The organism is Rhodopseudomonas sp. NSM (genome assembly GCF_052445935.1).
Classification (GTDB): Bacteria; Pseudomonadota; Alphaproteobacteria; order Rhizobiales; family Xanthobacteraceae; genus Rhodopseudomonas.
Genome location: NZ_JBQTCH010000008.1, coordinates 191,481 through 212,661, shown reverse-complemented (window position 1 = coordinate 212,661; position 21,181 = coordinate 191,481). Strand labels below are relative to the sequence as shown.

Below are 21,181 nucleotides of genomic sequence, written 5' to 3'. Positions count from 1 at the left end.
GCAAGTGGTTTATTAAATAATTGTCCGTCGGATTAAATTATTCCCCAGGGTTTGGAGGTCGGCGAGGGCCCGACCACCCGCGCGTTTGGATGCCGGACCTTGCTCGATCATGCTCGAGGCGAGCCGGCGCGGAGATTTTTCAGGTAGGCGGGGTCGAGCGGAGTGACGGTCTGTTCGACAAGGCGCCTGCCTGCGGGAGAGGCCCATCGATAGGCCGCGCTCAACGCGGGGCGAAGCTCGGTGGACCGCGTCAGCACGAAGCGGATATCGCGGCGGGCCATGTCGGCGAGTTCGTCGTCGCCGGAGAGTGCCGCCAAGCGCAGCACCTGCGACAGCCGCAACGGCAGCAGCGCGGCATGATCGGGAGCCGTGTAGTAAGACATCTTCAGCAGCGCCCCGACATTGCAGGCCGGCAGCTTCAGCCGTTCGCAGGACGAGGCCAGCATCAGCCACGCATCGCCGCGATGCGGAGCGTAGTGCAGGGCCTTGAGCAGGCTCGTCGCAACGCCGGCGTTTCGCCCGTCGCCCGCTTCGAGCTCGAGCGCCGGGTCGGTCCACAGCATGCCCGCATGGGTGAACGCGGCGTCAGCCCAGAGGTCGCCTCGCACGGCCGCCAGGGACGCCGACCTCAACGCCATGTCCTGATGCTGCCGCGGGACGGTCGCATGCCGCTGATCGCTGGGGAAACCGATCGCGGGCGGGCGAGAAATCTCCGGCAGGAGAATCCAGGCGCCCTGTCCCGCCAGCAGCAGCCCGGCGACGCCGACGACGACATGCGGCCACCGCGCGAACGATCGGGGGTCGGGGGGCTCCGCCGGCGATTGCAGCGGGGCGGAAGCCGCGGAAGCCGGGGGCGTCTCACGCTTGCTGTGTGACAGGCCCAGCCCGAGCGTGGCGCTCAGAATGACGGAAGCTGCGAGCGAGAGGCCGCCTTCGCTCGATAGCGCCGAGAGCAGCAATGCCGCAATGCAGCCCGCGCCCGCAGCCGCGTAGACATAGTCCCGCCCGCGCTGCAGCGCGCCCTTCAGCAGAAGCAACGCCCATGAAGCGGCGGTCAGGACGGTCAGCCACAGAAACGGCCGCCCCATTTCGATGGTCAGCGTCGCGGCAGCCGAAGCGGCCGGCGCGGTCGCCCCCTCGCCGTAGATCGGCGCAAGCGCCGAGAGCGTCCCGGCACCTGCGCCCAGCAGCCTGGCGTCGTCGGTCATACGCGTGATGAAATCGCTTTCGGCGCGGCCGGGCATGAATGCAATGAAGGTTGCGAGGGCGAGCGCAAACACCGCGGCGGTCCCGGCCCGGCCCCAGGAACTGAGATGGGCCTTGCGAATAATCAGCACGGCAAGCACGACGCTGGCACCAAACACGGCGGCGAACAGCGTGGTCGGATCTCCGTTGGAGATGACTGCGGCGAAATTGACGAGCAATGCAGCGACCGCAACGGCGAACGCGGCGGGCGAAGAGGCTGCCGGCTGACGGGGACGCGATCGGCTCGGCCGCGCGCGTTCGTATTCCCGGATGACCGTCGCTGCGGTCAGCACAACGCCGAAGACGCTGATCGTCTCGGCGGCACCCTGCGCTGCCGACGGCAGGAAACGGGCGGAGTCCGGAACAGGGAGGTAACTCGCGAGTCGTTGCAGCGAGACCACCGTCGCAATTCCGGTCAGGACGAGGAGCAGTCGTTCGGCGTCGCGGCGATGCTGCGCAAGAACGACCGCGAGCAGGGCGATGACGACCATCGACGTCAGGCGGCAGATGGCGAGGAAGGTCACCCCGGTATCGATCGTGACCGAGCCGGTCGGTGCTTCTCCGATGGCCGCGGCGGCGCTGCTCCAGATCGGGTTGATCAGCGGGCCACCCGACATCGGCGCGATCTGGACAAGCATCACCAGAAAGGCCCCTGCCAACCCGACGAGGATGACCGGATGTGCGAGGCGCGGCAGCCTGGATTGATCCCAGGATGGAGACGTCGCAGCGGCAATCGCCAGGGTGGCCGCCGCGAACAGCGCAACGATCCCGCCGGCAGCCGCGCCCTGGGCGATGAGGAGCGCCGGAACGGAGATGATCAAGCCGCAATACATCAGAAACGCAACGTTTGCGCTCATAGCTGCTCCCTGGACATCAAATGAGATCGGCGGCGGACCCGCTCGCCACGAATAAATAATTAAATAAATATAATCCGATATAATAGATTTGCGCAATGCGGGCAGAAGATGCGTTCGGCGGCGCAACCGCAACAACGACCGCGGTGGTCTGGAGGCCGGCCGCTCGGCCCGACATGGAGACGGAGACGTTGCAGGCCGCTGCCGGGCTTGGTTGGAGCGGCCGCCGAGACGGGGTCGGTCCGCTCGGCGCCGCCACCAACGGCCTCGCTCACGCCTTTGGTTTGGGTTCAAAGCCGCGGTCGTGAGCAGGCCCGTCCCATCCCCTTCGAGCCGAAGCTCGACAGCCTCAGCCCCGCCGGCCGGACCGTCGGCCAGAGTGTCCCCAAGCGATGTGCAGTAGGGGGCGCGCGGAGGAAACGCGCCAAATCGTCAATCTGACGCTCCGGTTCTGACATTGTCAGAACCGGATGGGCCCTAGCGGGGGGCGGTGGTGATCGGCGTCGGCGTTGTGATGATCGTATTTGTACCGCCGCTGATCGCGGCCTTCAGCGCGTAGCCATTGATCGCGTACAGGATCGGGTCGTTCGCCGTGGCCATGATGGTGCGCAGGAAGACCAGGAACTTGGTGGTCTCGACGGCACCTGCGTTCGAGATGAAGATCACGTCCTTATTGCGCATCTCGAAGGACTGCGTCAGGAAATACCCTCCGGGATCGCGCAGGTTGACCGAATACACCACCGGCACGATGGGACCCTCGAACCGGGTGACGTCGACGCCGAGCTGGCGCGCGACTTCCCTGGTTTCCCCCCTGTAGAGGAAGACGGCGCCCGGATCGGCCTGATCGTCGGCCAGGCCGCCGACCTTGCCCACCGCTTCGGCGAGCGAAATCCGCCATGCGTCGAACTTGTACTGGCCCTGATTTCCCGCGGCGCCGAAGGCGACGAAGGTCTGGGCCTGATTATACAGATAGATGACGTCGGCCGGCAGCACGTAGATGTTGTTGGCGGGCTCATAGACAAGAGCGCCGAAAGGGACGCTCGCCCGGTGACCCTGGCGCTCCAGGGTGACCCACATGTCGTAGCCCTGAGAAGCGGGGCCGCCCGCGCGGGCGATGACGTCGACGATACGCTCTCCGGACGGGCTGGCCGGGAAGCGGCCTGACGCCCTTACATCGCCCAGCACGCTGATCAGCGAGGTTCGCTGCTCGACCACGGACACCACGACCTGGGGTTCGATGGCGCGATTCTTGAGCGCTTCAACGATGGCGCGCTGCACTTCGGCCGGGGTACGTCCGATCACCCCGATCGGTCCGGCATAGGGAACGGTGATGTTGCCGCGGTCGTCGACGGCCTGGTTCGGGATGACGACAAAGTTGCCGGGCCGCACGCCCGCCTCGGCGGGGATGAACAGGCCGCCGGCTGCCGCCTCGAAAATAGTCACGCTGACGATGTCGCCGATGCCGAAGCGGAACGCCTTTGGCGGCGCACGGTTGGCGAAGGCGGTGGACAGCCGCGGCGCGTGCCGACCAAGCACCTGAACGACGTCGGGGGTCAGGCGCACGACCGCATAAGGAAGGCTGTCCGGTTCGGCATTCTTGCCGGTCCGGATGTCCATGCTCTGCGGTCCGCTGGCCGGCATGATCGAACAGCCTGCGCCAGCCAATGAAAGAGCTGCGATCCAAAGCATCGCAAGACCGTGACGAAAACTGCTCAGGAGAGCCCCCAACAAAACTAACCACGCAGGGGCACAGAGTCGCATCCCTCGTCGATTCAAACCAGCTGGATATTGTGCTCTTTTAAATTGAGTTTCCTAATGTTGCGCTGCCGCCACATAATCACATCGGGGGGAACAGGCGCGGCGTGGTCACTTCCCGTCCTGATCGACGTAGCCGTACCTTCCGTAGTGCTCGGTATCATAATAATCGCTGTGCGGGCTATCATAACGCTTCATGACGTTCATATCGATCTTGTTGAGCACCGCGCCGAGGATCGCTTCACCGACATTGGGCGCGGTGTGCAAGGCGTGCTGGACGACGTCGATCTTCGTCCGCCCCCACTCCACCACCAGGACGAAACAATCGACCAGGGACGTCGTCGCCCGGACGTCGACGATCGGTGCCAGCGGCGGAAGGTCGACGATCACATAGTCGTAGCTCGCCCGGAGCTTGTCGAACAGCGCGCGGGTCGGCTCCGCCGACAGGATCTCGCTGGTGTGGAACAGCGGCCCCTTCTTCGCGATCGGCAGCAGTGTGAGCCCTGTGCTTTTGTCATGCCACGTCACCTCGTTGAGCTGCTTGGCCCCGGCGATGATCTCGATCAGGCCGGCCGTTGCTGCAGGTGCGAGACTCATCGACAGGGACGGGTTACGCAGATCGCAATCCACCACGATGACGCGCTTGCCGGCATGGGCGATGAGCTGGGCCAGCGACGCCGCGATGGTGGTTTTTCCTTCATTCGGCAACGACGACGTGATCCCGACGATCTTGTGAGCGGCGGGGCTCTGGTTCAGGTCGATGGCCAGCTTGATGGCCCGGATCGACTCGGCGAATCGGGACAGTGGCATCGCCGTCGCCGCCCAATAGCCGATGGATCGCCGCGATATGGTCCGGACCTCGTTCCCGGGCGGCGGCGGGCTCGCCGGTGCCGGCGGGTCGACGTCCCTGAGCAGAGGCACCAGCGACAGGCAGGGCAACCGCAGCGCCGCTTCGAGCTGAGCCGAGGTCCGGAAAACCCGGTCCATCACATCCCGCAGCAAGCCGAGCCCGACGCCCAGTCCCAGACCGGCGGCGAACCCGAACGCGATGATGAGCGACGATTTGGGCTTGCTCTTGCTCGGCGGCGGCGAGGCCGAGGCGATGATACGCGCGCCCGCGCTGGGGAAAGATTCCTGCTGAACCGACCCCATGTAGCGCTGCAGGAAGCTCTCATACAGGCTGCGATAGCTCTTGGCGCTGGTTTCGAGCTCCCGCATCGTCAGTTCCGCCGAGTTACTGGTGCGCGACCGCGACACGGCCGAAGCGAGCTGGTTCTCGATCTGCTGCTGTTTCTGCTTGGCGATCTCGTAGTCGCTCCGGCTGGTCTCGGAGAGGCGGCGGACTTCCTCCACGATCGAGGTGCGGATGTCGCGCATGCGGTTGCGCAGATTGATGACGGCGAGATGGCTCTTGCCGAACCGGGACGACCAGTCGGATTCCCGTCGGGCATGGTCGAGATACTGCTGGCGCAACGTGTTGATGATCGGATTGAGCAGCACCTCGGAGCCGGGCGAATCGATGCCGCCGAGGCTCAGGCTGTCCGGCGTGACGGCATGAATGACTTCTTCGAACCGGTTCAGGCGAGCGAGGCTGTCCGAGGTCAGCGCGCGTGCCGCGACCAGCCGGCTGTTGAGTTCGGCGATCTGCTGGTCGTCGATCAGCTTGCCGTCGCTGACGACGAGATTGTTCTCCGACTTGAAGGCATTGACCGCGCGCTCGGCGGTCAGCGCCTGTTGACCGAGCTCGCGCAGCCGGTCCTGCAGCCAGGCCGTGGCGTTCTTGTTCGCCTCGAATTTCGCGTTCAACTGATCGAGGATGTACTCGTTCGCGACGGCATTGGCGATCTCAGCCGCCCGGTCGGCCGTGCTGGCATTGTAGCTCACCTCGATCACATTGCTCATCCCGACACGGTTGGCGGTGAGCCGGTCGGCGAATGCGAGGGCGAGCTGGTCGGCCGTGGCGGTCTCGTCGGCGACAGGCTCAAGCGGCGCCATCGACAGCCAGGCCCTCACCCGGCGGAAGAAGGCGCGGAGACGGTCCGACGACTTGAAGTCTCTGTCGTCATAAAGCTTCAGCTTCTGGATGACCGCCGTGGCGACGGCCTTGGACTTCAGAACCTGGAGCTGGGTCTCGATCTGGACGGAGTCGATGGCGGCCTCGGCGACCAGCGATTGTTGCTGGACGAATGCCGTTTTCTGATTGCTGAACAGGATCTTGACTTGGCCGGTGAAGGTCGGGGTCGCCGTCTTCAGGTAGATCCCGGCACCGACGACCGTCAGGATGGTCGAGAAGATGATGACCGCGTACTGGCGCCGGAGGAATCCGATGGCGAATTCGACGAGCTGCCCGATCCCGCCGCCGGCGCCTTCTTCGCCCTGCGGGCCGTCAAACAGCGGGACCATCCTTCCCGTTTGCAGGATATTGCTTTGAAGCATTGGAAACCCACCAAGTCGTCGGTTGAGTCGGGGAGAAAGCCGTTCACCCGCATGCACACCGGCCACAAAACATCCGGTCGCCGCTCGTCCCGAGATTTAATACTATTATTATCAATAAAGAAAGCGGTTGCAAAAATTAAATATTTATAATTCAATTCGGGTCTGTTCTGGCGATTTTGGTTAATTTCCATCCGTCGCAACCATCTGATCTGTCGACCGGTTTGTCGCTTCGACCGGATTTGGACTTGCCGAGCGTCCAGGCCGCCAGGTGGGCGCCCGCCCGGATTGAATATGAGGCATTATAATGCGTGTGTTGGTGACCGGCGGCGCCGGATTTATCGGATCGGCGGTGTGTCGTCAGCTCGTGCTCCAGCACGGCGCGGACGTGATGAATGTCGACAAGCTCACCTACGCGTCGAACCCGAGGTCGCTCGATGCGGTCGCCGAAAGCCCTCGTTACAGTTTCCGTCGTCTCGACATCTGCGATCGCCAGGGTCTCGACCGGGCGCTGGCGGCCCACCAGCCGGAGGCCATTATCCATCTGGCTGCCGAGAGCCATGTCGATCGGTCGATCGCCGGCCCGTCGGAATTCATCAATACCAACGTGGTCGGGACCTACACGCTGCTGGAGGCGGCGCGGGAGTATGTCTCGGGCCTGCAGGGCCCGCGCCGCGCGAATTTCCGCTTCGTCCATGTCTCGACCGATGAGGTCTACGGATCGCTGGGGGCGACCGGGCTGTTCGTCGAGGAAACGCCCTATCGGCCGAGTTCGCCTTATTCGGCGAGCAAAGCCGCGTCCGATCACCTCGCCCATGCCTGGTACACGACCTACGGGCTGCCGGTCATCGTCTCGAACTGCTCGAACAATTATGGGCCGTATCAGTTTCCGGAAAAGCTGATTCCGCTGATGATCCTGAACGCCATCGAACGGCGTCCGCTGCCGGTCTACGGCACCGGATGCAACGTCCGCGACTGGCTCTATGTCGAGGATCATGCCGAGGGATTGATTCGTCTGCTGACCCACGGCCGGCCCGGGGAGAGCTACAATTTCGGCGGCAATTGCGAGCGCAGCAATCTCGATGTCGTCAATCGCATCAGCGAATTCTGTGACGAGCTGATCTCGCCTGATTCCCCGACGCGGTCGCTGATCACATTCGTCGAGGATCGTCCCGGTCACGATCTGCGCTACGCGATCGACGCCAGCAAGGCGCGCCGCGAACTGGGCTGGCAGCCGCGCAGGACGTTCGAGGAGGGATTGAGGGCCACGGTCGAATGGTATGTCGAAAACGGCGCCTGGTGGGCCTCGCTGCGCTCCGGCGTCTATGGTGGTCAGCGGCTCGGGCTGCTCGGCGCATGATCGCATCGCAGCCCGGAGCGTCCGCAGGCGACGCCGGGCCGTCTCGCCGGCAAGGCCGCGCGCAAGCCCGGCGAGCCGGCCAAATCTCACCGGAGAGCGGACTATGCTGAAGGGAATTGTGCTGGCCGGCGGCAGCGGAACGCGCCTCTATCCGCTGACGCTCGGCGTCAGCAAGCAGCTCCTGCCGATCTACGACAAGCCGATGGTGTATTACCCGCTGTCGACGCTGATGCTCGCAGGGATCAGAGACATCCTCGTCATCACCACGCCTGCGGATCGAGCCCAGTTCGAGCGGCTGCTCGGCGACGGCAGCCAATGGGGCATCCGCCTCAGCTATGCGGAGCAGCCGAAGCCGTCCGGACTGGCGGAAGCATTCATCATCGGCCGCGAATTCATCGGATCCGACAGGGTCGCCCTCGTTCTTGGCGACAACATCTTCTTCGGCCATGGCTTGCCCGAACTACTGGCGCGCGCGGCGCAGCGCGAGCAGGGCGCCACGGTGTTCGCGTATCACGTTCGCGATCCGGAGCGATATGGCGTGGTGTCGTTCGACGCCAACGATCGGCCGGTGACGGTGGAAGAGAAGCCGGCGGCGCCGAAATCGAACTGGGCGGTCACCGGCCTTTACTTCTTCGACAACGACGTCGTCCGCCATGCCGCCGACGTCAAGCCGTCGGCGCGTGGCGAGCTCGAAATCACCGATCTGCAAATGTGCTACCTCGCCACCGGCGCGCTCCACGTCGAACGCATGGGGCGCGGCTTTGCATGGCTCGACACCGGCACGTTTCAGTCGCTGATCGAGGCCGGCAGCTTCGTCCAGACGCTCGAAACGCGGCAGGGCATGAAAGTGGCCTGCCTCGAGGAGATCGCCTACAGGCAGGGTTTCATTCCGCGCGAGCGCCTGCTCGAACTGGCCCGGGGACTCGAGAAAAGCGGTTACGGGATCTATCTGCGCGACCTGGCCCAGACCGCCTGACCGCGCCGGCCGCCCCTCAGCGGGGATTTAATTTTATAATAATTTAATTGACCGTCGGACTAATCCCGATTATTTATTTCCCCATCGATATTGTCTCTGTCAGTGGCTGGCGGTGCTTTTGGTCATGTCGAATTGGGCAACGATGATTCGGCCACAAGATCCTCCTCCGGACCGGCACGGAGAGAATTTACTATATTTTTCAAGGCGTGATGGCGATCTTGTCCGATCGGCGGAAGCGGTCGACGAGGCGGTGACGGCTGTCCGCCCATCGCCGCGAGGCGCGCCGAAGCGCGCGTCGGGGAGTATTGAAATTAAATCGGCGGGTCCGGCCGAACGGGCCGCCGCTTCCGCCTCGCGCTATTCGCCTCCGGACGCGGATCCGGGCCGGGCCGCTTGGAAAGCTGCAACCGCGGACACCGACACTTGGCCGGGTGCCGAGAACCATCGGCGCGCGCCGGACGGACTGCGCGCAACGGCAGCGTCCCTGACGAGTCGTCGGGGCGGTCTCCGAGCAGCGGATCCGACATCATGTGCTGCGGCGTCGATGCCGTCGCTGCAGACGAATTTCACGGGCCAGGGAGAGAACGCGATGCATGCCGAAATCTATACTGACGGAATCGAGGAGATCACGGTCGGCGGGTCGATCGTGCGTGTCGATATCGTCAGCCTCTCGCCCACCGAGCGTGACGCCAACAATGCGCCGAAGAAGGTCTTTCGCCAGCGTCTGATCTTTTCCATCGAGGCGTTCGCCAACTCCGTCGAGGTTATGCAGAACGCGCTGCAGGGGCTGGTCGATGCAGGCGTGGTGAAGCGCAACGCTCCGCGATCGCCGTCGGACGTGATGTCCGGCAATCCCGATATGACCGGATCCGCCTCGCACGCGTCACGGAATCCCAATGCTTCATCCAATTTCCGCTAACGACGAGCCCGCCCAGCCTGCTCGCGAAAGCGAGGCCGAGGCCGATCCGGGCGTCGAGAACCGCGTCGCGGTTCAGACAGCGCTGCACTGTCTGGAATTCGTAGCGGTGCGCCACGGCGTGGATCTGTCGGTCGAACAGTTGAAGCATGCGCACGCCGTGGACGGCACCGCGCTGCCGGTGCAGGCCGTGCTGCGGATGGCCAAGCAGGCCGGGCTGAGGGCCAAGACGGCGAAGCTGGACTGGCAGACCCTGGTGAATCTCGGGGAAGCTTTCCCCGCGATGGTCCAGCTCGCGAACGGCAATTGGGTGGTCGTCGCCGGCGCCGGCGGCGCCAGCGAGGATCCCCGCGTCAGTATCATTGATCCGCTCGCGGATCGGCGCGACGAGCCGCTACTCGTCGACCAGCAACAGTTCTGCGCCAACTGGAACGGCGATGTTCTGCTGATCAAACCGGATCAGAAGGCCGCGACGGGCGAGAACAGCTTCGGCTTCCGCTGGTTCGTCCCCGAACTCCTGCGCGAGCGGCGTCTGTTCGTCGACGTCGCGGTCGCCGCCATCCTGCTTTACGGCCTCGGCCTCGTGGTCCCCATCTTCTTTCAGCTCGTGATCGACAAGGTGCTGGTGCACGAGAGCTTCACGACCCTGTACGTTCTTGCGGCCGGAGCCGTCGCCGCGCTGATCTTCGATGCGATCTTCAGCTTCCTGCGCCGATATCTGATGCTGTATGCGACAAACAAGGTCGACATTCGCGTCGCCACGAAGACCTTCGGTCATCTGCTCGGACTGCCGGTGACGTTCTTCGAGCACATCTCGGCAGGTGTGTTGATCAAGCATATGCAGCAGGCCAGCCGCATCCGGGAGTTCCTGACCGGGCGGCTGTTTCTCACCTTCCTGGACGCGCTCTCGCTGCTGGTCTTCATTCCCGTGCTGGCGATGTACAGCCTCAAGCTGACCGGGCTGGTACTGGCCTTCACCTTTCTCAGCGGCGCGATCGTGGTGCTGCTGATGGGACCGTTCCGGCGTCGCCTGTTCAGCCTGTATCAGGCCGAGGGCACGCGCCAGGCTCTGCTGGTCGAGACCGTGCACGGCATGCGCACGGTGAAATCGCTGGCGATGGAGCCGCTGCAGCGCAAGGTCTGGGACGATAGCTGCGCGCAGTCGGTGTCGATGCGGTTCAACGTGGAGAAGATCTCGGCCGGCGCGCAGTCGGTCACCGGTTTTCTCGAGAAACTGATGACGCTCGGCATCATCGGCCTCGGCGCCCTCGCTGTCTTCAGCGGCGAGATGACGATCGGCGCGCTGGTCGCCTTTAACATGCTCGCCGGCCGTGTGTCGGGACCGTTGGTGCAGATGGTGACGATGGTGCACGAGTATCAGGAGGTCGCTCTGGCGGTCAGGATGCTCGGCGAAGTCATGAACCAGGCTCCGGAGCGCGAAGCGCTGCGCAGCGGCCTGCGCCCGGACATCAAGGGAAGCATCGAGTTCGAGGGCGTGTCCTTCCGCTACGGCCCAGACGGCGCCGCGGCCCTCGATGACGTGTCGTTCTCGATCGCGCCGGGACAGGTGTTCGGAATCATCGGTCGGAGCGGCTCCGGAAAGACGACGCTGACGCGCCTGATGTCGGGTCTGTATCCCGTTCAGCAGGGACTGGTGCGGATCGACGGTTATGACGCGCGCGAAGTCGACCTCGTCCACCTCCGCAAGAATCTCGGCGTCGTCCTGCAGGACAGCTTCCTGTTCCGCGGCACGATCCGGGAGAATATCGCGCGCGTGAAGCGCGACGCGACCTTCGCCGAAGTCGTCCAGGCGGCGCAACTCGCGGGCGCCGACGATTTCATCCAGCGACTGCCGCGAGGCTACGACACGCTGCTCGAGGAGGGCGCCTGCAACCTGTCCGGCGGACAGAAGCAACGGCTGGCCATCGCGCGTGCGCTGATTGTCGATCCACGCATCCTGATCCTCGACGAGGCGACGAGTTCACTGGACTCGGAGAGCGAAACCGTCATCCGCCGCAATCTGCGTCGGATCGCGGCCGGGCGAACCGTCATCATCGTCTCGCACAGGCTTTCGATGCTGGCGGAGGCCGACGCCATCCTGGTGATCGAGGGCGGTCGCATTCTGGATGTCGATCACCACGACAAGCTCATCACCAAGTGCAGCCTGTATCGGCATTTGTGGAACCAGCAGATGAAGGCGGCCTGAGATGAATCTCGACCTGCGCGCGACACCGCCCGGCCCCGCGGCAGGCGGCCCCGCGAGCTCCGAACGCCGCAAGCGACCGGGCACCGGCGCCGCGCGCATGCGCCGTCCCGAGATCGTCGGTGAATTCCAGTCCGATGCGGTGGAGATCGAAGAGCGCGCGCCGCCGCGCGTCGCCCGGCTGACGCTGTATTGCGTCGTCGCGCTGATCTTCGCTGCGATCCTGTGGGCCTCGCTGTCTCGGGTCGATACGGTCGTCTCGGCGCAGGGAAAGCTGACGACGACCCATCCGAACCTCGTGCTGCAGCCGCTCGAGACATCCGTCATTCGGCAGATGCACGTCCGGGCCGGCGATGTGGTCACGCAGGGCGATCCGCTGGCGACCCTCGATCCGACATTCTCCCAGGCCGATCTCGACCAGTTGCGCGTGAAAGTGGCGGCCTTCGATGCGACGATCGAACGGTTCAGGGCCGAGCTCGACGGGCGCGACTACGTGCTGTCGGATCCGGCCAATCCCGATGCCATCCTGCAGAGCAAGCTGTTCGCGCAGCGCAAATCGTTCTACGCGACGCAGCTGACGACGTTCGACGCCCAGATCGCGAGCGCCCGCGCGGTTTTGCAGACCGGCCAGGACGAGGAGACGGTCCTCACCCAGCGGCTCGAAACGATGAAATCCATCGAATCGATGCGCACCAGCCTGATGGCCAAGGAGGTCGGATCCAGGCTGAATTTCCTGCTGTCGAAGGATGCGCGTCTCGAGGTTGAGAGCAACTTGTCGCGGACGCGGGGCAATCAGGTCGATGCCGTGCACAAGATCGAAAAGGCCAACGCGGATCGACAGGTCTTCATCGAGGAATTCAAGCGCGCCACCTATCAGGATCTCGTCGAGACGCTGAGCAAGCGCAGTGGTGCGGCGGAAGAGCTGAAGAAGGCCGAGCTTCGCCGTCAGCTCATCGTTCTGACGGCCCCGATCGATGCCGTCGTGCTGGAGATCGCAAACCGGACCGTCGGATCGGTGGCGAAGGAAGCGGAGACATTGTTCGTCCTCGTGCCGCGGAACGTGCCGCTGCAGGTCGAAGCCAATATCGAGGGCCGCGACATCGGCCAGATCACCGTCGGGCAGGCGGTCCGCCTGAAGTTCGAGGCGTTCCCGTTTCAGAAATACGGAACGGCAACGGGCGTGGTCCGCGTCGTCAGCGAGGATGCTTTCAATCCCGACGCGAAGACCGACGCGGCGCGCCGCAGCCCCGCACCTTATTATCGGGTTCTGGTGGACGTGACCGACAGCAAGCTGCGAATTCCGTCAGGGCAGGTTCAGCTCATTCCCGGCATGGCGGTGACCGCCGAGTTGAAGGTCGGACAGCGCCGCGTGGTCTCGTATTTCCTCTACCCGCTGCTCCGCGGCCTCGACGAGAGCATCCGGGAATATTGAGCGCGCGATCCGACCGGGGGGTGCGGCCCGCGGCTACGATGGGAATCGGCTGAATTTCGTCGCCAATCGATACGCAACGGTCGTCCGCCAAGACACGTAAACTATGTTAAATTATTCATTTAAAACTAGTTGCAATTAAAACAGGAATAAACAACAATAATCAAAATTAAATAGCGGGGTTGGCGAATTTCATGACACATGGCCGCGTTGGAATTGGCGTCGTCGGATACGGCTATTGGGGGCCGAATCTCGTACGCAACTTCGTCAGCAACCCTTCCGCCCGTGTCGTCGGCGTTGCCGACCTCGATCCGGCGAAGCTGGTGGCGAGCAGTCATCTCTATCCCGGGGTGGCCACCACCAATCGCTACGAGGATCTGCTCGAGGACCCGAGCATCGATGCGATCGCCATCGCGACGCCGGTTCGCACGCATTACGACCTGGCGATGGCCGCGCTCAAGGCCGGCAAGCACGTCCTGGTCGAAAAGCCGCTCGCGCCGAGCGCCGATCTGGTCAGTCGTCTGATCGACGAGGCCGACCGCCGAGGCCTGGCGCTGATGGTTGATCACACCTTCCTGTATACGCCGGCGGTGCAGAAGATTCGCGACCTGATCGCTCAGGACCAGCTCGGCGACCTCTATTACTACGATAGCACCCGCTCGAGCCTGGGGCTGTTCCAGAGCGACGTCAACGTGATCTGGGACCTGGCGGTCCATGACATCTCGATCATTCAGTACCTCCTGAATGAAGATCCCGTCGCCGTGTCGGCGACGGGATCGTCCCATGTCGCCGGATCGCCGGAGAACATGGCGCATATCACCATGTTCTTCGAGAGCAAATGCGTCGCCCATGTCAGCGTCAACTGGCTCTCGCCGATCAAGGTGCGACAGACCTTCGTCGGCGGCAGCAAGAAGATGATCGTGTATGACGATCTCGAGCCGACCGAGAAGATCAAGGTCTACGACAAGGGCATCACCCTCAATGAATCGCCGGAGAACGCGCATCAGTTCCGGATCGGCTATCGGGCCGGCGACATGTGGGCGCCCAACATCTCGACGAAGGAGGCCCTGCAGACCGAGGTCGAGCATTTCCTCGAATGCGTGCGGACCGGCGCGACGCCGATCTCCGATGGCCTGTCTGGCCTCCGGGTCATCGAGGTGCTGGAAGCCGCATCGCGCTCGATCGCCGATCACGGCAGGCCGGTCCGTCTCAAGCAACCGCGCCGGATTTCCGAGGGAGTCCGGGTTGCCTGATGTGACGGGCGCTCCCCATCCTTCGTCTGTCCGGTAGCTGCGGCGGCATCGCGATGAATTCTGTCCAACGCTCAATCTTCATGTCCGCGATCGAGCGCTACGCCAGCCTGTTGCTCTTCTTCGTCTCGACCGCCGTGCTGTCGCGACTGCTGACGCCGGCAGAATTCGGAACCTATGCGGTCGTGACGGCGATCACCTCGGTGTTCGCGGCGTCGTCGCAAGAGTTCGGTGGCGCGAACTATCTCATTCAGAAGGAGTCCCTGTCGGAAGGCGATATCCGGACGGCGTTCACGGTCACGCTCGGCCTGTCGCTCGGCATCGGCCTGGGCCTGTACCTGCTGAGCGATGTGGTGGGAACGATGTCCGGCTCGGGCGACCTGAAGGCCGGCATCGCCGTCGCGGTCCTGAATTTCGCGATCATGCCGTTCTCGATGACGATCATCGCGCTGCTTCGCCGCAACATGCAGTTCGGCGTCATCGCGGCGAGCAATCTGTCGTGCAATTTCACCATCGTGGTCGTTTCGATCGTGCTGGCCATGATGGGTTTCAGCTATCTCGCCCCGATCTGGGGAATGATCGCCGGCAGCGCGGTGCAGGCGGTCCATCTCGTGGCCCTCCGCCGCGACCTGCGGATCTTCCGGCCCTCGTTGTCGGGCTGTGCGGGGATCGTGCGTTTCGGCCTGTATTCGAGCGGTGTCGTCCTCATCAATGTCTTCTATAATTCGGCGCCGCAACTGTTCCTCGCTCGCATACTGGATTTCGCGGCTGCCGGCCTGTACAGCCGGGCCGTCAATCTCACCCAGGTGTTCGACAAGCTGGTGACGCAGGTGATCGGTCCGGTCATCATGCCGGCGATCTTTGCCCAGACCAGCGTGGGGGGAGACCTGAAGCGCATCTATCTGCACGCGGTCACGCTGCTCACTGCTCTGCACTGGCCGGTTCTGACGGTGATGGCCGTCATGGCCAAGCCGATCATCCTGGTCTGGCTCGGGCCGTCCTGGCTCGAAGTGGTCCCGCTGGTGCAATTCCTCTGCGTCGGGAGCCTGTCGCTGTTCGCCGCCAGCCTGACCTATCCGGTGCTGGTGGCCGCCGGCAGCGTGCGCGATACGCTGGTGTCGTCGCTGATTTCGCTGCCGCCCTCGCTCCTGGTGGTTTTCGCCGCGTCCTACGCCGGCGTGGAGGCGGTCGCCGCATCGGCATTGCTGACACTCCCCTTCCAGGCCGCCGTGGCCATTCACTTCGTCAGTCGGCATCTGAACCTGCGCTGGGCCGATATCGCTGACGCGATTTGGAAGAGCGGGATCGTCACGCTGTGCAGCGGCGCAACCGCCGCGATCGGCGCCGGACTGATCGAATACGGGATGATCGGTCCTGTCGCCGGAATTCTGGTCGCGGCTGCCGCCACGGCGGGCGCGTGGATCCTCGCCCTGATCGCCGTGAAGCATCCGCTGCTGCCGGAGCTCGGCGCGCCGGCCAGACTCGTGTTGTCCGTCGTCGCTAGATTCGGCGGCGTCGTTCGCGGTGCGGCGGCGCGGGCCAGTCGCAATGCTGTTTGAAGAGTCCTCGTAACGCTTTGGAGAAGAGGCGATGCCTATCGCAAAAGACGTGCAACTTGGTCGCGACGTGCGGATCTTCCATCCGGATCTCGTCAATCTCTATGGTTGCTCGATCGGGGACGAAACCAGGCTGGGAACGTTCGTCGAAATCCAGGCCGGCGCCAGCATCGGCGCGAGGTGCAAGATCTCGTCGCACAGTTTCATCTGCGAAGCCGTCACCATCGAGGACGAGGTGTTCGTCGGACACGGCGTGATGTTCACCAACGACAAATATCCGCGGGCCACGACGGCGGACGGGCAACCGCAAGGACCTGCCGATTGGACGGTCGAGCCGACCCGGGTCGGCAGGAGGGCCTCGATCGGCTCCAACGCGACCATCCTGTGCGGCATCAGCATCGGTGCCGGAGCCATTGTGGGCGCCGGCGCGGTCGTAACGAAGGACGTTCCGGCCGGGGCCGTGGTGGCGGGGGTGCCGGCGCGCATTCTGCCGGCATCCAAGGCTGCGCCGTTGATCGCGGCCGCGCGCCGCACCGCATAGCCGCGCGGCGATTCACCAAAACGTCGATTCGGGATAATTCGCCTAGATAATCGTTTTCATTTTATGTCTCGTGTGATTTAATTTGAATAATACATTTAAATTAAATCGGCCGACGCACGCCGGCGCCGCCACAGCAGAGGACATCGAGCATTGGTACCTTTTCTGGATTTGAAAGCGCAGTATCGCCAGATCAAGCCCGAGGTCGACGCCGCGATCTCGCGCGCCATCGAGAGCACGCAGTTCGTGTTGGGACCCGAAGTGTCGGCGTTCGAGAAGCGCTTTGCCGAATACTGCAGTGTCGGTCACTGTCTCGCGGTCAATAGCGGGACCTCCGCGCTGCATCTCGCCTTGGTCGCGGCCGGCGTCGGGCCTGGCGACGAAGTCATCACCGTCTCGATGACCTTCGTCGCGACCACCGCCGCGGTGCTCTACAGCGGCGCGAAGCCTGTCTTCGTCGACGTCGATCCCGTGACCTGGACGATGGACCCGGCCCAGGTCGAGGCCGCAATCACCGAACGGACAAAGGCGATCCTGCCGGTGCATCTGCATGGGCTGATGGCCGACATGGACCCGATCATGGAGATCGCGCGCCGCCGCGGCCTGGTCGTGATCGAGGATGCCGCGCAGGCGCATGGCGCCGAATACAAGGGACGGCGTGCGGGGTCGATCGGCGATTTCGGCTGCTTCAGCTTCTATCCGGGCAAGAACCTCGGTGCCTATGGCGAGGGCGGCGCGGTCGTCACCAATCAGCCCGAATTGGCCAAGCGGGTCGCGCTGCTGCGCGACTGGGGCCAGGAAACCAAATACAACCACGTCGTCCCCGGCTACAATTATCGCATGGACGGCATCCAGGGCGCGGTGCTGAACGTGAAGATGAAGTACATCGAGGCCTGGACCGAAGGGCGCCGCGCGGCGGCGGCGGATTATGATCGCCAGCTCGCGAAGCTGGAATGTGTGCGCCCGCAGCCGCCCGCCCACAGCCGGCACGTCTATCATGTCTATGCGCTCTGCCTGCCGAGGCGCGACGAGACGCTGAGCGTGCTGCAGCAAGCCGGCATCGGCGTGGGGATCCACTATCCCGTTCCCGTGCATCTGCAGAAGGCCTACGCCGATCTCGGCTATCGCGCCGGCGATCTGCCGGTCACCGAGGGGCTCGCCAAGCGCTTCCTGTCGCTTCCGATCTATCCGGAGCTGCGGCCCGAGCACGTCGCCGAAGTGGTCGACCAACTTCAGAAGATTCGTTTCGTCGAGGCTGCGTAAGTCCCGCGCGAGACGGCGGCGCCTGCGCGCCGCCGTCGGCGGTTCCAACAACAGGAGAGCGTCTTGGCCGATCTGAAGGGAAAGCGAATTCTGGTCACCGGCGGGGCCGGGTTCATCGGTTCGCATATCATCGACCAGTTGTGCGACGAGGGCTGCGTCGAGATCGTCGCACTCGACAACATGATCAGAGGACGGCCGGAGAATCTCCGACGGGCTCTCGATCGCGGACCGGTCCGGCTGGTGCAGGGCGACATCCGGGACAACAGGCTGCTCGGTTCGCTCGTCAAGTCGGCGGATATCGTCTTTCATCAGGCCGCGCTGCGAATTACCCACTGCGCCGCCGAGCCCCGCCTTGCCAAGGAAGTCATGGTGGACGCGACCTTCGACCTGCTCGATCTGTGCGTCAAATACAACATCGAGAAGGTCATCGCCGCGTCCTCGGCGTCGGTGTACGGCATGGCCGACGAGTTTCCGACGACCGAGCGGCAGAGCCCCTACGACAACAGGACACTCTATGGCGCCGCAAAGGCCTTCAATGAGGGTCTGCTGCGCGCCTTCAACGACATGCACGGGCTCGACTACGTCGCGTTCCGCTACTTCAACGTCTACGGCGATCGCATGGACATCCACGGTCGCTACACCGAGGTTCTGATCCGCTGGATGGAACGGCTGGACGCCGGGCTGCCGCCGGTCATCTTCGGCGACGGTCGGCAGACCATGGACTTCATTCACGTCCGGGACGTCGCGCGGGCCAACATTCTCGGCGCCCGGGCAGAGGCCACCGACGAGGTGTTCAACGTTGCCAGCGGCACTGAAACCAGCCTGGCGCAACTCGCGGCGGCGCTGGCGTCGGTGATGGGCCATCGCGGTCTCGCACCCGAATTCGCGCCGGAGCGTTCGATCAATCCGGTGCCGCGCCGGCTGGCATCGACAGAGAAGGCCGAGCGGCTGCTCGGGTTTCGGACGACGGTGCAGCTCGAACAGGGCCTGGCCGATCTGGTGGAATGGTGGCGGTCCGAGCGTGCGTCGCTCGCCGCGCCGCGCCAACAGGAGGCCGCCGTCTCGTAGGTCCGGGTGTGCGCTGCCCGCGCGCGGAAACTCTGCGCGTCGGGCCAGGGAGGGTCGAAGGCATCAACCTGGATGCGCCGGCGAGATGCGGGCGACCCGTGCGGGCGCGATTGCGGCGCGCCTACGCGATGAGATCGAAGGAGCCGTCGCGTGTTCGACGAACCGATGGCGGCTTCAAGGACGTAGCGCAACTGTCTCGCTTCGACGTGGTCAGCCATGATCTCGATTGTCGTTCCCGCTCACAACGAGAGTTCTGTGATCGGGCGGACGTTGAACCAATGGATCGCCGATCCCGCCTCCGACGGGATCAGCGCTGTTGTCGTTTGCAACGGCTGCACGGACGACACGGCAATGGTGGCCCGGACCTTCGGCCCGACCGTCGAAGTGGTCGAGACCGAGATCGCCAGCAAGACTCACGCGCTGAATCTCGGCGACCAGGTGTCCGGCGCATTCCCGCGAGTCTATGTCGATGCGGACATCGTCATCTCCGCCGATGCCATTAGGGCCCTGGCAAAACGCCTCGAGCGAGGCGACGTGCTGGCGGTGGCACCCACGGCGGATATCGACCTGGCGGGCTGTTCCTGGCTGATCCGCAAGTACTACGAGATCCGCGCCCGGCTGCCCTCGTCGCGTGAAGGGATAGGCGGATCCGGCGTCTATGCGCTGTCGGAGGCGGGGCGGCGCAGGTTCGGTCAGTTTCCGGACGTCGTCGCGGACGACACCTTTGTCCGGCTTCAATTCAAACCGTCGGAGCGGGCGACGCTTCCCGACGTGGTCTCGAAAGTGTTTCCTCCACGCACCGTGCCGCAACTGATCGCGGTCAGGACGCGCGCCCACAGGGGGACGTTCGAACTCGCTCGGCGCTTTCCGGAGCTGAGCACGAACAACGGCGAGTCGAACAATCGATCCCTCGTGACGCTCCTCGCGGAGCCCCGCCTGTGGCTCGGCCTGATGATCTATTGCTCGATCAACTACGTCGCACGGCGCCGGGCGACCAGGAGCGCGCGAATCGGAGCGCCGCGATGGCAGCGGGACGAGACCTCCCGTGCGGTGCCGTCCGCCGATTCCGCGAAGTGAACGCTGCGATATCAGGGCGTCTCCCCTTGTCATTATCCAAGTAAAATACGATTTAATATAAAGCTTGATTAAAATAATCCGGATATATAATTTAACTGACGATTAAATAGATAAACAGCAGGCAGGCCCCGCGACGCCGGTCCGATCGCCATCCGATCAAGACTCACCGTCGTATCTTCGCAGAGCTTGCGGCGTTTTCAGGAGGTCAGCCGATGGTTCTGAAACCGATCCTTGAAAAGAACACGTCAGCGGATGGCAGCGCGCCGCAATCGCGCGGCAAGCGTCCGAAGCTGCTCGCGGTCGCTTCGGGAGGCGGCCACTGGGTGCAGTTGATGCGTATCAAGCACGCCTTCGAAGATTGCGAGGTCACCTTCGTCACCGTGCACGAATCCTATCGCGCGCAGGTGCCCGAGCATAAATTCTACTTCGTCAATGATGCCAATCGCTGGACGAAGTTCGCCCTGTTGAAGGCGGCCCGCCGCATGGCCTGGATCGTCTGGACCGAGAGGCCGGATATCGTGATCTCGACCGGTGCCGCTCCGGGATATCTGGCGCTGCGGTTCGGTCGGCTGATGGGCGCACGGACGATCTGGCTGGATAGTATCGCCAATGCCGAGCAACTCTCGATGTCGGGGGACCGGATCGGCCGTTGCGCCGACCTGTGGCTGACGCAGTGGCCGCATCTGGCGCGCCCCAATGGTCCTCATTACTCGGGGTCGGTGCTATGATTTTCGCAACGGTCGGGACGCAGGGAAAATTCGATCGGTTGATCCGGACGATCGACGGGTGGGCGGGCGCGCATGGACGCACCGACGTGTTCGCACAGACAGGTCCGTCGAATTATCGCTCCGAACACATCCGCACGGAGCAGTTCATCGATCCGTCCGAATTCCGCCGACGGGTGGAGGCCGCCAGCCTGGTGGTTTCCCACGCTGGCATGGGCTCGATCATTACCGCGCTCGAGCTCGGAACACGCGTCATCGTCATGCCCCGGCTGGCGCGACTCGGCGAGCATCGAAATGACCACCAGCTCGCCACCGCGAAACGGTTCGCGGAGCAGGGCAGCATCATGGTGGCCTTTACGGAGCAGGAGCTTGTCGACAAGCTGGATCAATTTCAGGTCTTGAGCGAAACCGAGCGGCTCAGCGCACAGGCGTCGCCGACCCTGATATCGACCATTCGGACTTTCATCGAAACCGGCCGGTCGTCGTCGGCCTAGGTCCGTGGGAAAAGATGGAGCAGCACCGACGGGACCGAC

General features: G+C 63.8%; 16 protein-coding genes. 13 read left to right on the top strand and 3 right to left on the bottom strand.

All coding sequences use genetic code 11. The features are described 5' to 3' along the window. Positions 1–107: 107 nt before the first annotated feature. From ACTZWT_RS20105 to ACTZWT_RS20095, 3 genes are all read right to left on the bottom strand, one after another. Positions 108–2,102 carry a hypothetical protein gene (locus tag ACTZWT_RS20105; protein ID WP_444771451.1) on the bottom strand — a complete coding sequence of 665 codons (1,995 nt, stop codon included), beginning with the start codon at positions 2,100–2,102 and terminating at the stop codon, positions 108–110. A gap of 474 nt (positions 2,103–2,576) precedes the next feature. Further along, positions 2,577–3,716: a polysaccharide biosynthesis/export family protein gene (locus ACTZWT_RS20100; protein WP_444771450.1), complete on the bottom strand. Its 1,140-nt coding sequence runs from the start codon at positions 3,714–3,716 to the stop codon at positions 2,577–2,579. A gap of 249 nt (positions 3,717–3,965) precedes the next feature. Then, positions 3,966–6,356 carry a polysaccharide biosynthesis tyrosine autokinase gene (locus ACTZWT_RS20095; protein ID WP_444771449.1) on the bottom strand — a complete coding sequence of 797 codons (2,391 nt, stop codon included), beginning with the start codon at positions 6,354–6,356 and terminating at the stop codon, positions 3,966–3,968. Between the two features lie 238 nt (positions 6,357–6,594). Here ACTZWT_RS20095 and rfbB point away from each other — a divergent pair, with 238 nt between their 5' ends. The 13 genes from rfbB (at position 6,595) to ACTZWT_RS20030 (ending at position 21,142) form a co-directional block, all read left to right on the top strand. Next, on the top strand, positions 6,595–7,647 hold the full coding sequence (gene rfbB, locus ACTZWT_RS20090) for a dTDP-glucose 4,6-dehydratase (protein ID WP_444771448.1): 1,053 nt from the start codon (positions 6,595–6,597) through the stop codon (positions 7,645–7,647). 103 nt (positions 7,648–7,750) lie between these two features. Beyond that, a complete protein-coding gene (gene rfbA, locus ACTZWT_RS20085; RefSeq protein ID WP_444771447.1) occupies positions 7,751–8,623 on the top strand; it encodes a glucose-1-phosphate thymidylyltransferase RfbA in 873 nt (290 codons plus the stop codon). A gap of 589 nt (positions 8,624–9,212) precedes the next feature. Beyond that, the gene (locus ACTZWT_RS20080; protein ID WP_444771527.1) at positions 9,213–9,542 is read left to right on the top strand and encodes a hypothetical protein; all 330 of its coding nucleotides are present in this window, start codon (positions 9,213–9,215) and stop codon (positions 9,540–9,542) included. Next, on the top strand, positions 9,520–11,745 hold the full coding sequence (locus ACTZWT_RS20075) for a peptidase domain-containing ABC transporter (RefSeq protein ID WP_444771446.1): 2,226 nt from the start codon (positions 9,520–9,522) through the stop codon (positions 11,743–11,745). Before ACTZWT_RS20080 ends, ACTZWT_RS20075 begins: the two co-directional genes overlap by 23 nt. A 1-nt stretch (position 11,746) precedes the next feature. Next, positions 11,747–13,174, top strand: a complete 1,428-nt coding sequence (locus tag ACTZWT_RS20070) for an HlyD family type I secretion periplasmic adaptor subunit (protein WP_444771445.1) — start codon at positions 11,747–11,749, stop codon at positions 13,172–13,174. Positions 13,175–13,365: 191 nt separating this feature from the next. Beyond that, the gene (locus ACTZWT_RS20065; protein WP_444771444.1) at positions 13,366–14,424 is read left to right on the top strand and encodes a Gfo/Idh/MocA family protein; all 1,059 of its coding nucleotides are present in this window, start codon (positions 13,366–13,368) and stop codon (positions 14,422–14,424) included. 80 nt (positions 14,425–14,504) lie between these two features. Next, a complete protein-coding gene (locus ACTZWT_RS20060; protein ID WP_444771443.1) occupies positions 14,505–15,980 on the top strand; it encodes an oligosaccharide flippase family protein in 1,476 nt (491 codons plus the stop codon). Positions 15,981–16,011: 31 nt separating this feature from the next. Next, the gene (locus ACTZWT_RS20055; RefSeq protein ID WP_444771442.1) at positions 16,012–16,518 is read left to right on the top strand and encodes a DapH/DapD/GlmU-related protein; all 507 of its coding nucleotides are present in this window, start codon (positions 16,012–16,014) and stop codon (positions 16,516–16,518) included. 150 nt (positions 16,519–16,668) lie between these two features. Then, positions 16,669–17,778, top strand: a complete 1,110-nt coding sequence (locus ACTZWT_RS20050) for a DegT/DnrJ/EryC1/StrS family aminotransferase (protein ID WP_444771441.1) — start codon at positions 16,669–16,671, stop codon at positions 17,776–17,778. A 72-nt stretch (positions 17,779–17,850) separates the two neighbouring features. Continuing rightward, a complete protein-coding gene (locus tag ACTZWT_RS20045) occupies positions 17,851–18,846 on the top strand; it encodes an NAD-dependent epimerase/dehydratase family protein (protein WP_444771526.1) in 996 nt (331 codons plus the stop codon). A 216-nt stretch (positions 18,847–19,062) separates the two neighbouring features. Then, complete coding sequence (locus ACTZWT_RS20040) at positions 19,063–19,923, top strand: glycosyltransferase (RefSeq protein ID WP_444771440.1); 861 nt, start codon at positions 19,063–19,065, stop codon at positions 19,921–19,923. A 212-nt stretch (positions 19,924–20,135) separates the two neighbouring features. Beyond that, on the top strand, positions 20,136–20,651 hold the full coding sequence (locus ACTZWT_RS20035) for a UDP-N-acetylglucosamine--LPS N-acetylglucosamine transferase (RefSeq protein WP_444771439.1): 516 nt from the start codon (positions 20,136–20,138) through the stop codon (positions 20,649–20,651). Beyond that, positions 20,648–21,142 (top strand): glycosyltransferase, encoded by a 495-nt coding sequence (locus ACTZWT_RS20030; RefSeq protein ID WP_444771438.1) that lies wholly within the window; start codon positions 20,648–20,650, stop codon positions 21,140–21,142. Before ACTZWT_RS20035 ends, ACTZWT_RS20030 begins: the two co-directional genes overlap by 4 nt. Positions 21,143–21,181 lie beyond the last annotated feature (39 nt).

Coding starts and splice junctions, on each gene's coding strand:
- ACTZWT_RS20035 (WP_444771439.1), top strand. CDS start 20,136: ATGGTTCTGAAACCGATCCTTGAAAAGAACACGTCAGCGGATGGCAGC.
- ACTZWT_RS20030 (WP_444771438.1), top strand. CDS start 20,648: ATGATTTTCGCAACGGTCGGGACGCAGGGAAAATTCGATCGGTTGATC.
- ACTZWT_RS20070 (WP_444771445.1), top strand. CDS start 11,747: ATGAATCTCGACCTGCGCGCGACACCGCCCGGCCCCGCGGCAGGCGGC.
- rfbB (WP_444771448.1), top strand. CDS start 6,595: ATGCGTGTGTTGGTGACCGGCGGCGCCGGATTTATCGGATCGGCGGTG.
- ACTZWT_RS20040 (WP_444771440.1), top strand. CDS start 19,063: ATGATCTCGATTGTCGTTCCCGCTCACAACGAGAGTTCTGTGATCGGG.
- ACTZWT_RS20060 (WP_444771443.1), top strand. CDS start 14,505: ATGTCCGCGATCGAGCGCTACGCCAGCCTGTTGCTCTTCTTCGTCTCG.
- ACTZWT_RS20105 (WP_444771451.1), bottom strand. CDS start 2,102: ATGAGCGCAAACGTTGCGTTTCTGATGTATTGCGGCTTGATCATCTCC.
- ACTZWT_RS20100 (WP_444771450.1), bottom strand. CDS start 3,716: ATGGACATCCGGACCGGCAAGAATGCCGAACCGGACAGCCTTCCTTAT.
- ACTZWT_RS20065 (WP_444771444.1), top strand. CDS start 13,366: ATGACACATGGCCGCGTTGGAATTGGCGTCGTCGGATACGGCTATTGG.
- ACTZWT_RS20075 (WP_444771446.1), top strand. CDS start 9,520: ATGCTTCATCCAATTTCCGCTAACGACGAGCCCGCCCAGCCTGCTCGC.
- ACTZWT_RS20055 (WP_444771442.1), top strand. CDS start 16,012: ATGCCTATCGCAAAAGACGTGCAACTTGGTCGCGACGTGCGGATCTTC.
- ACTZWT_RS20080 (WP_444771527.1), top strand. CDS start 9,213: ATGCATGCCGAAATCTATACTGACGGAATCGAGGAGATCACGGTCGGC.
- rfbA (WP_444771447.1), top strand. CDS start 7,751: ATGCTGAAGGGAATTGTGCTGGCCGGCGGCAGCGGAACGCGCCTCTAT.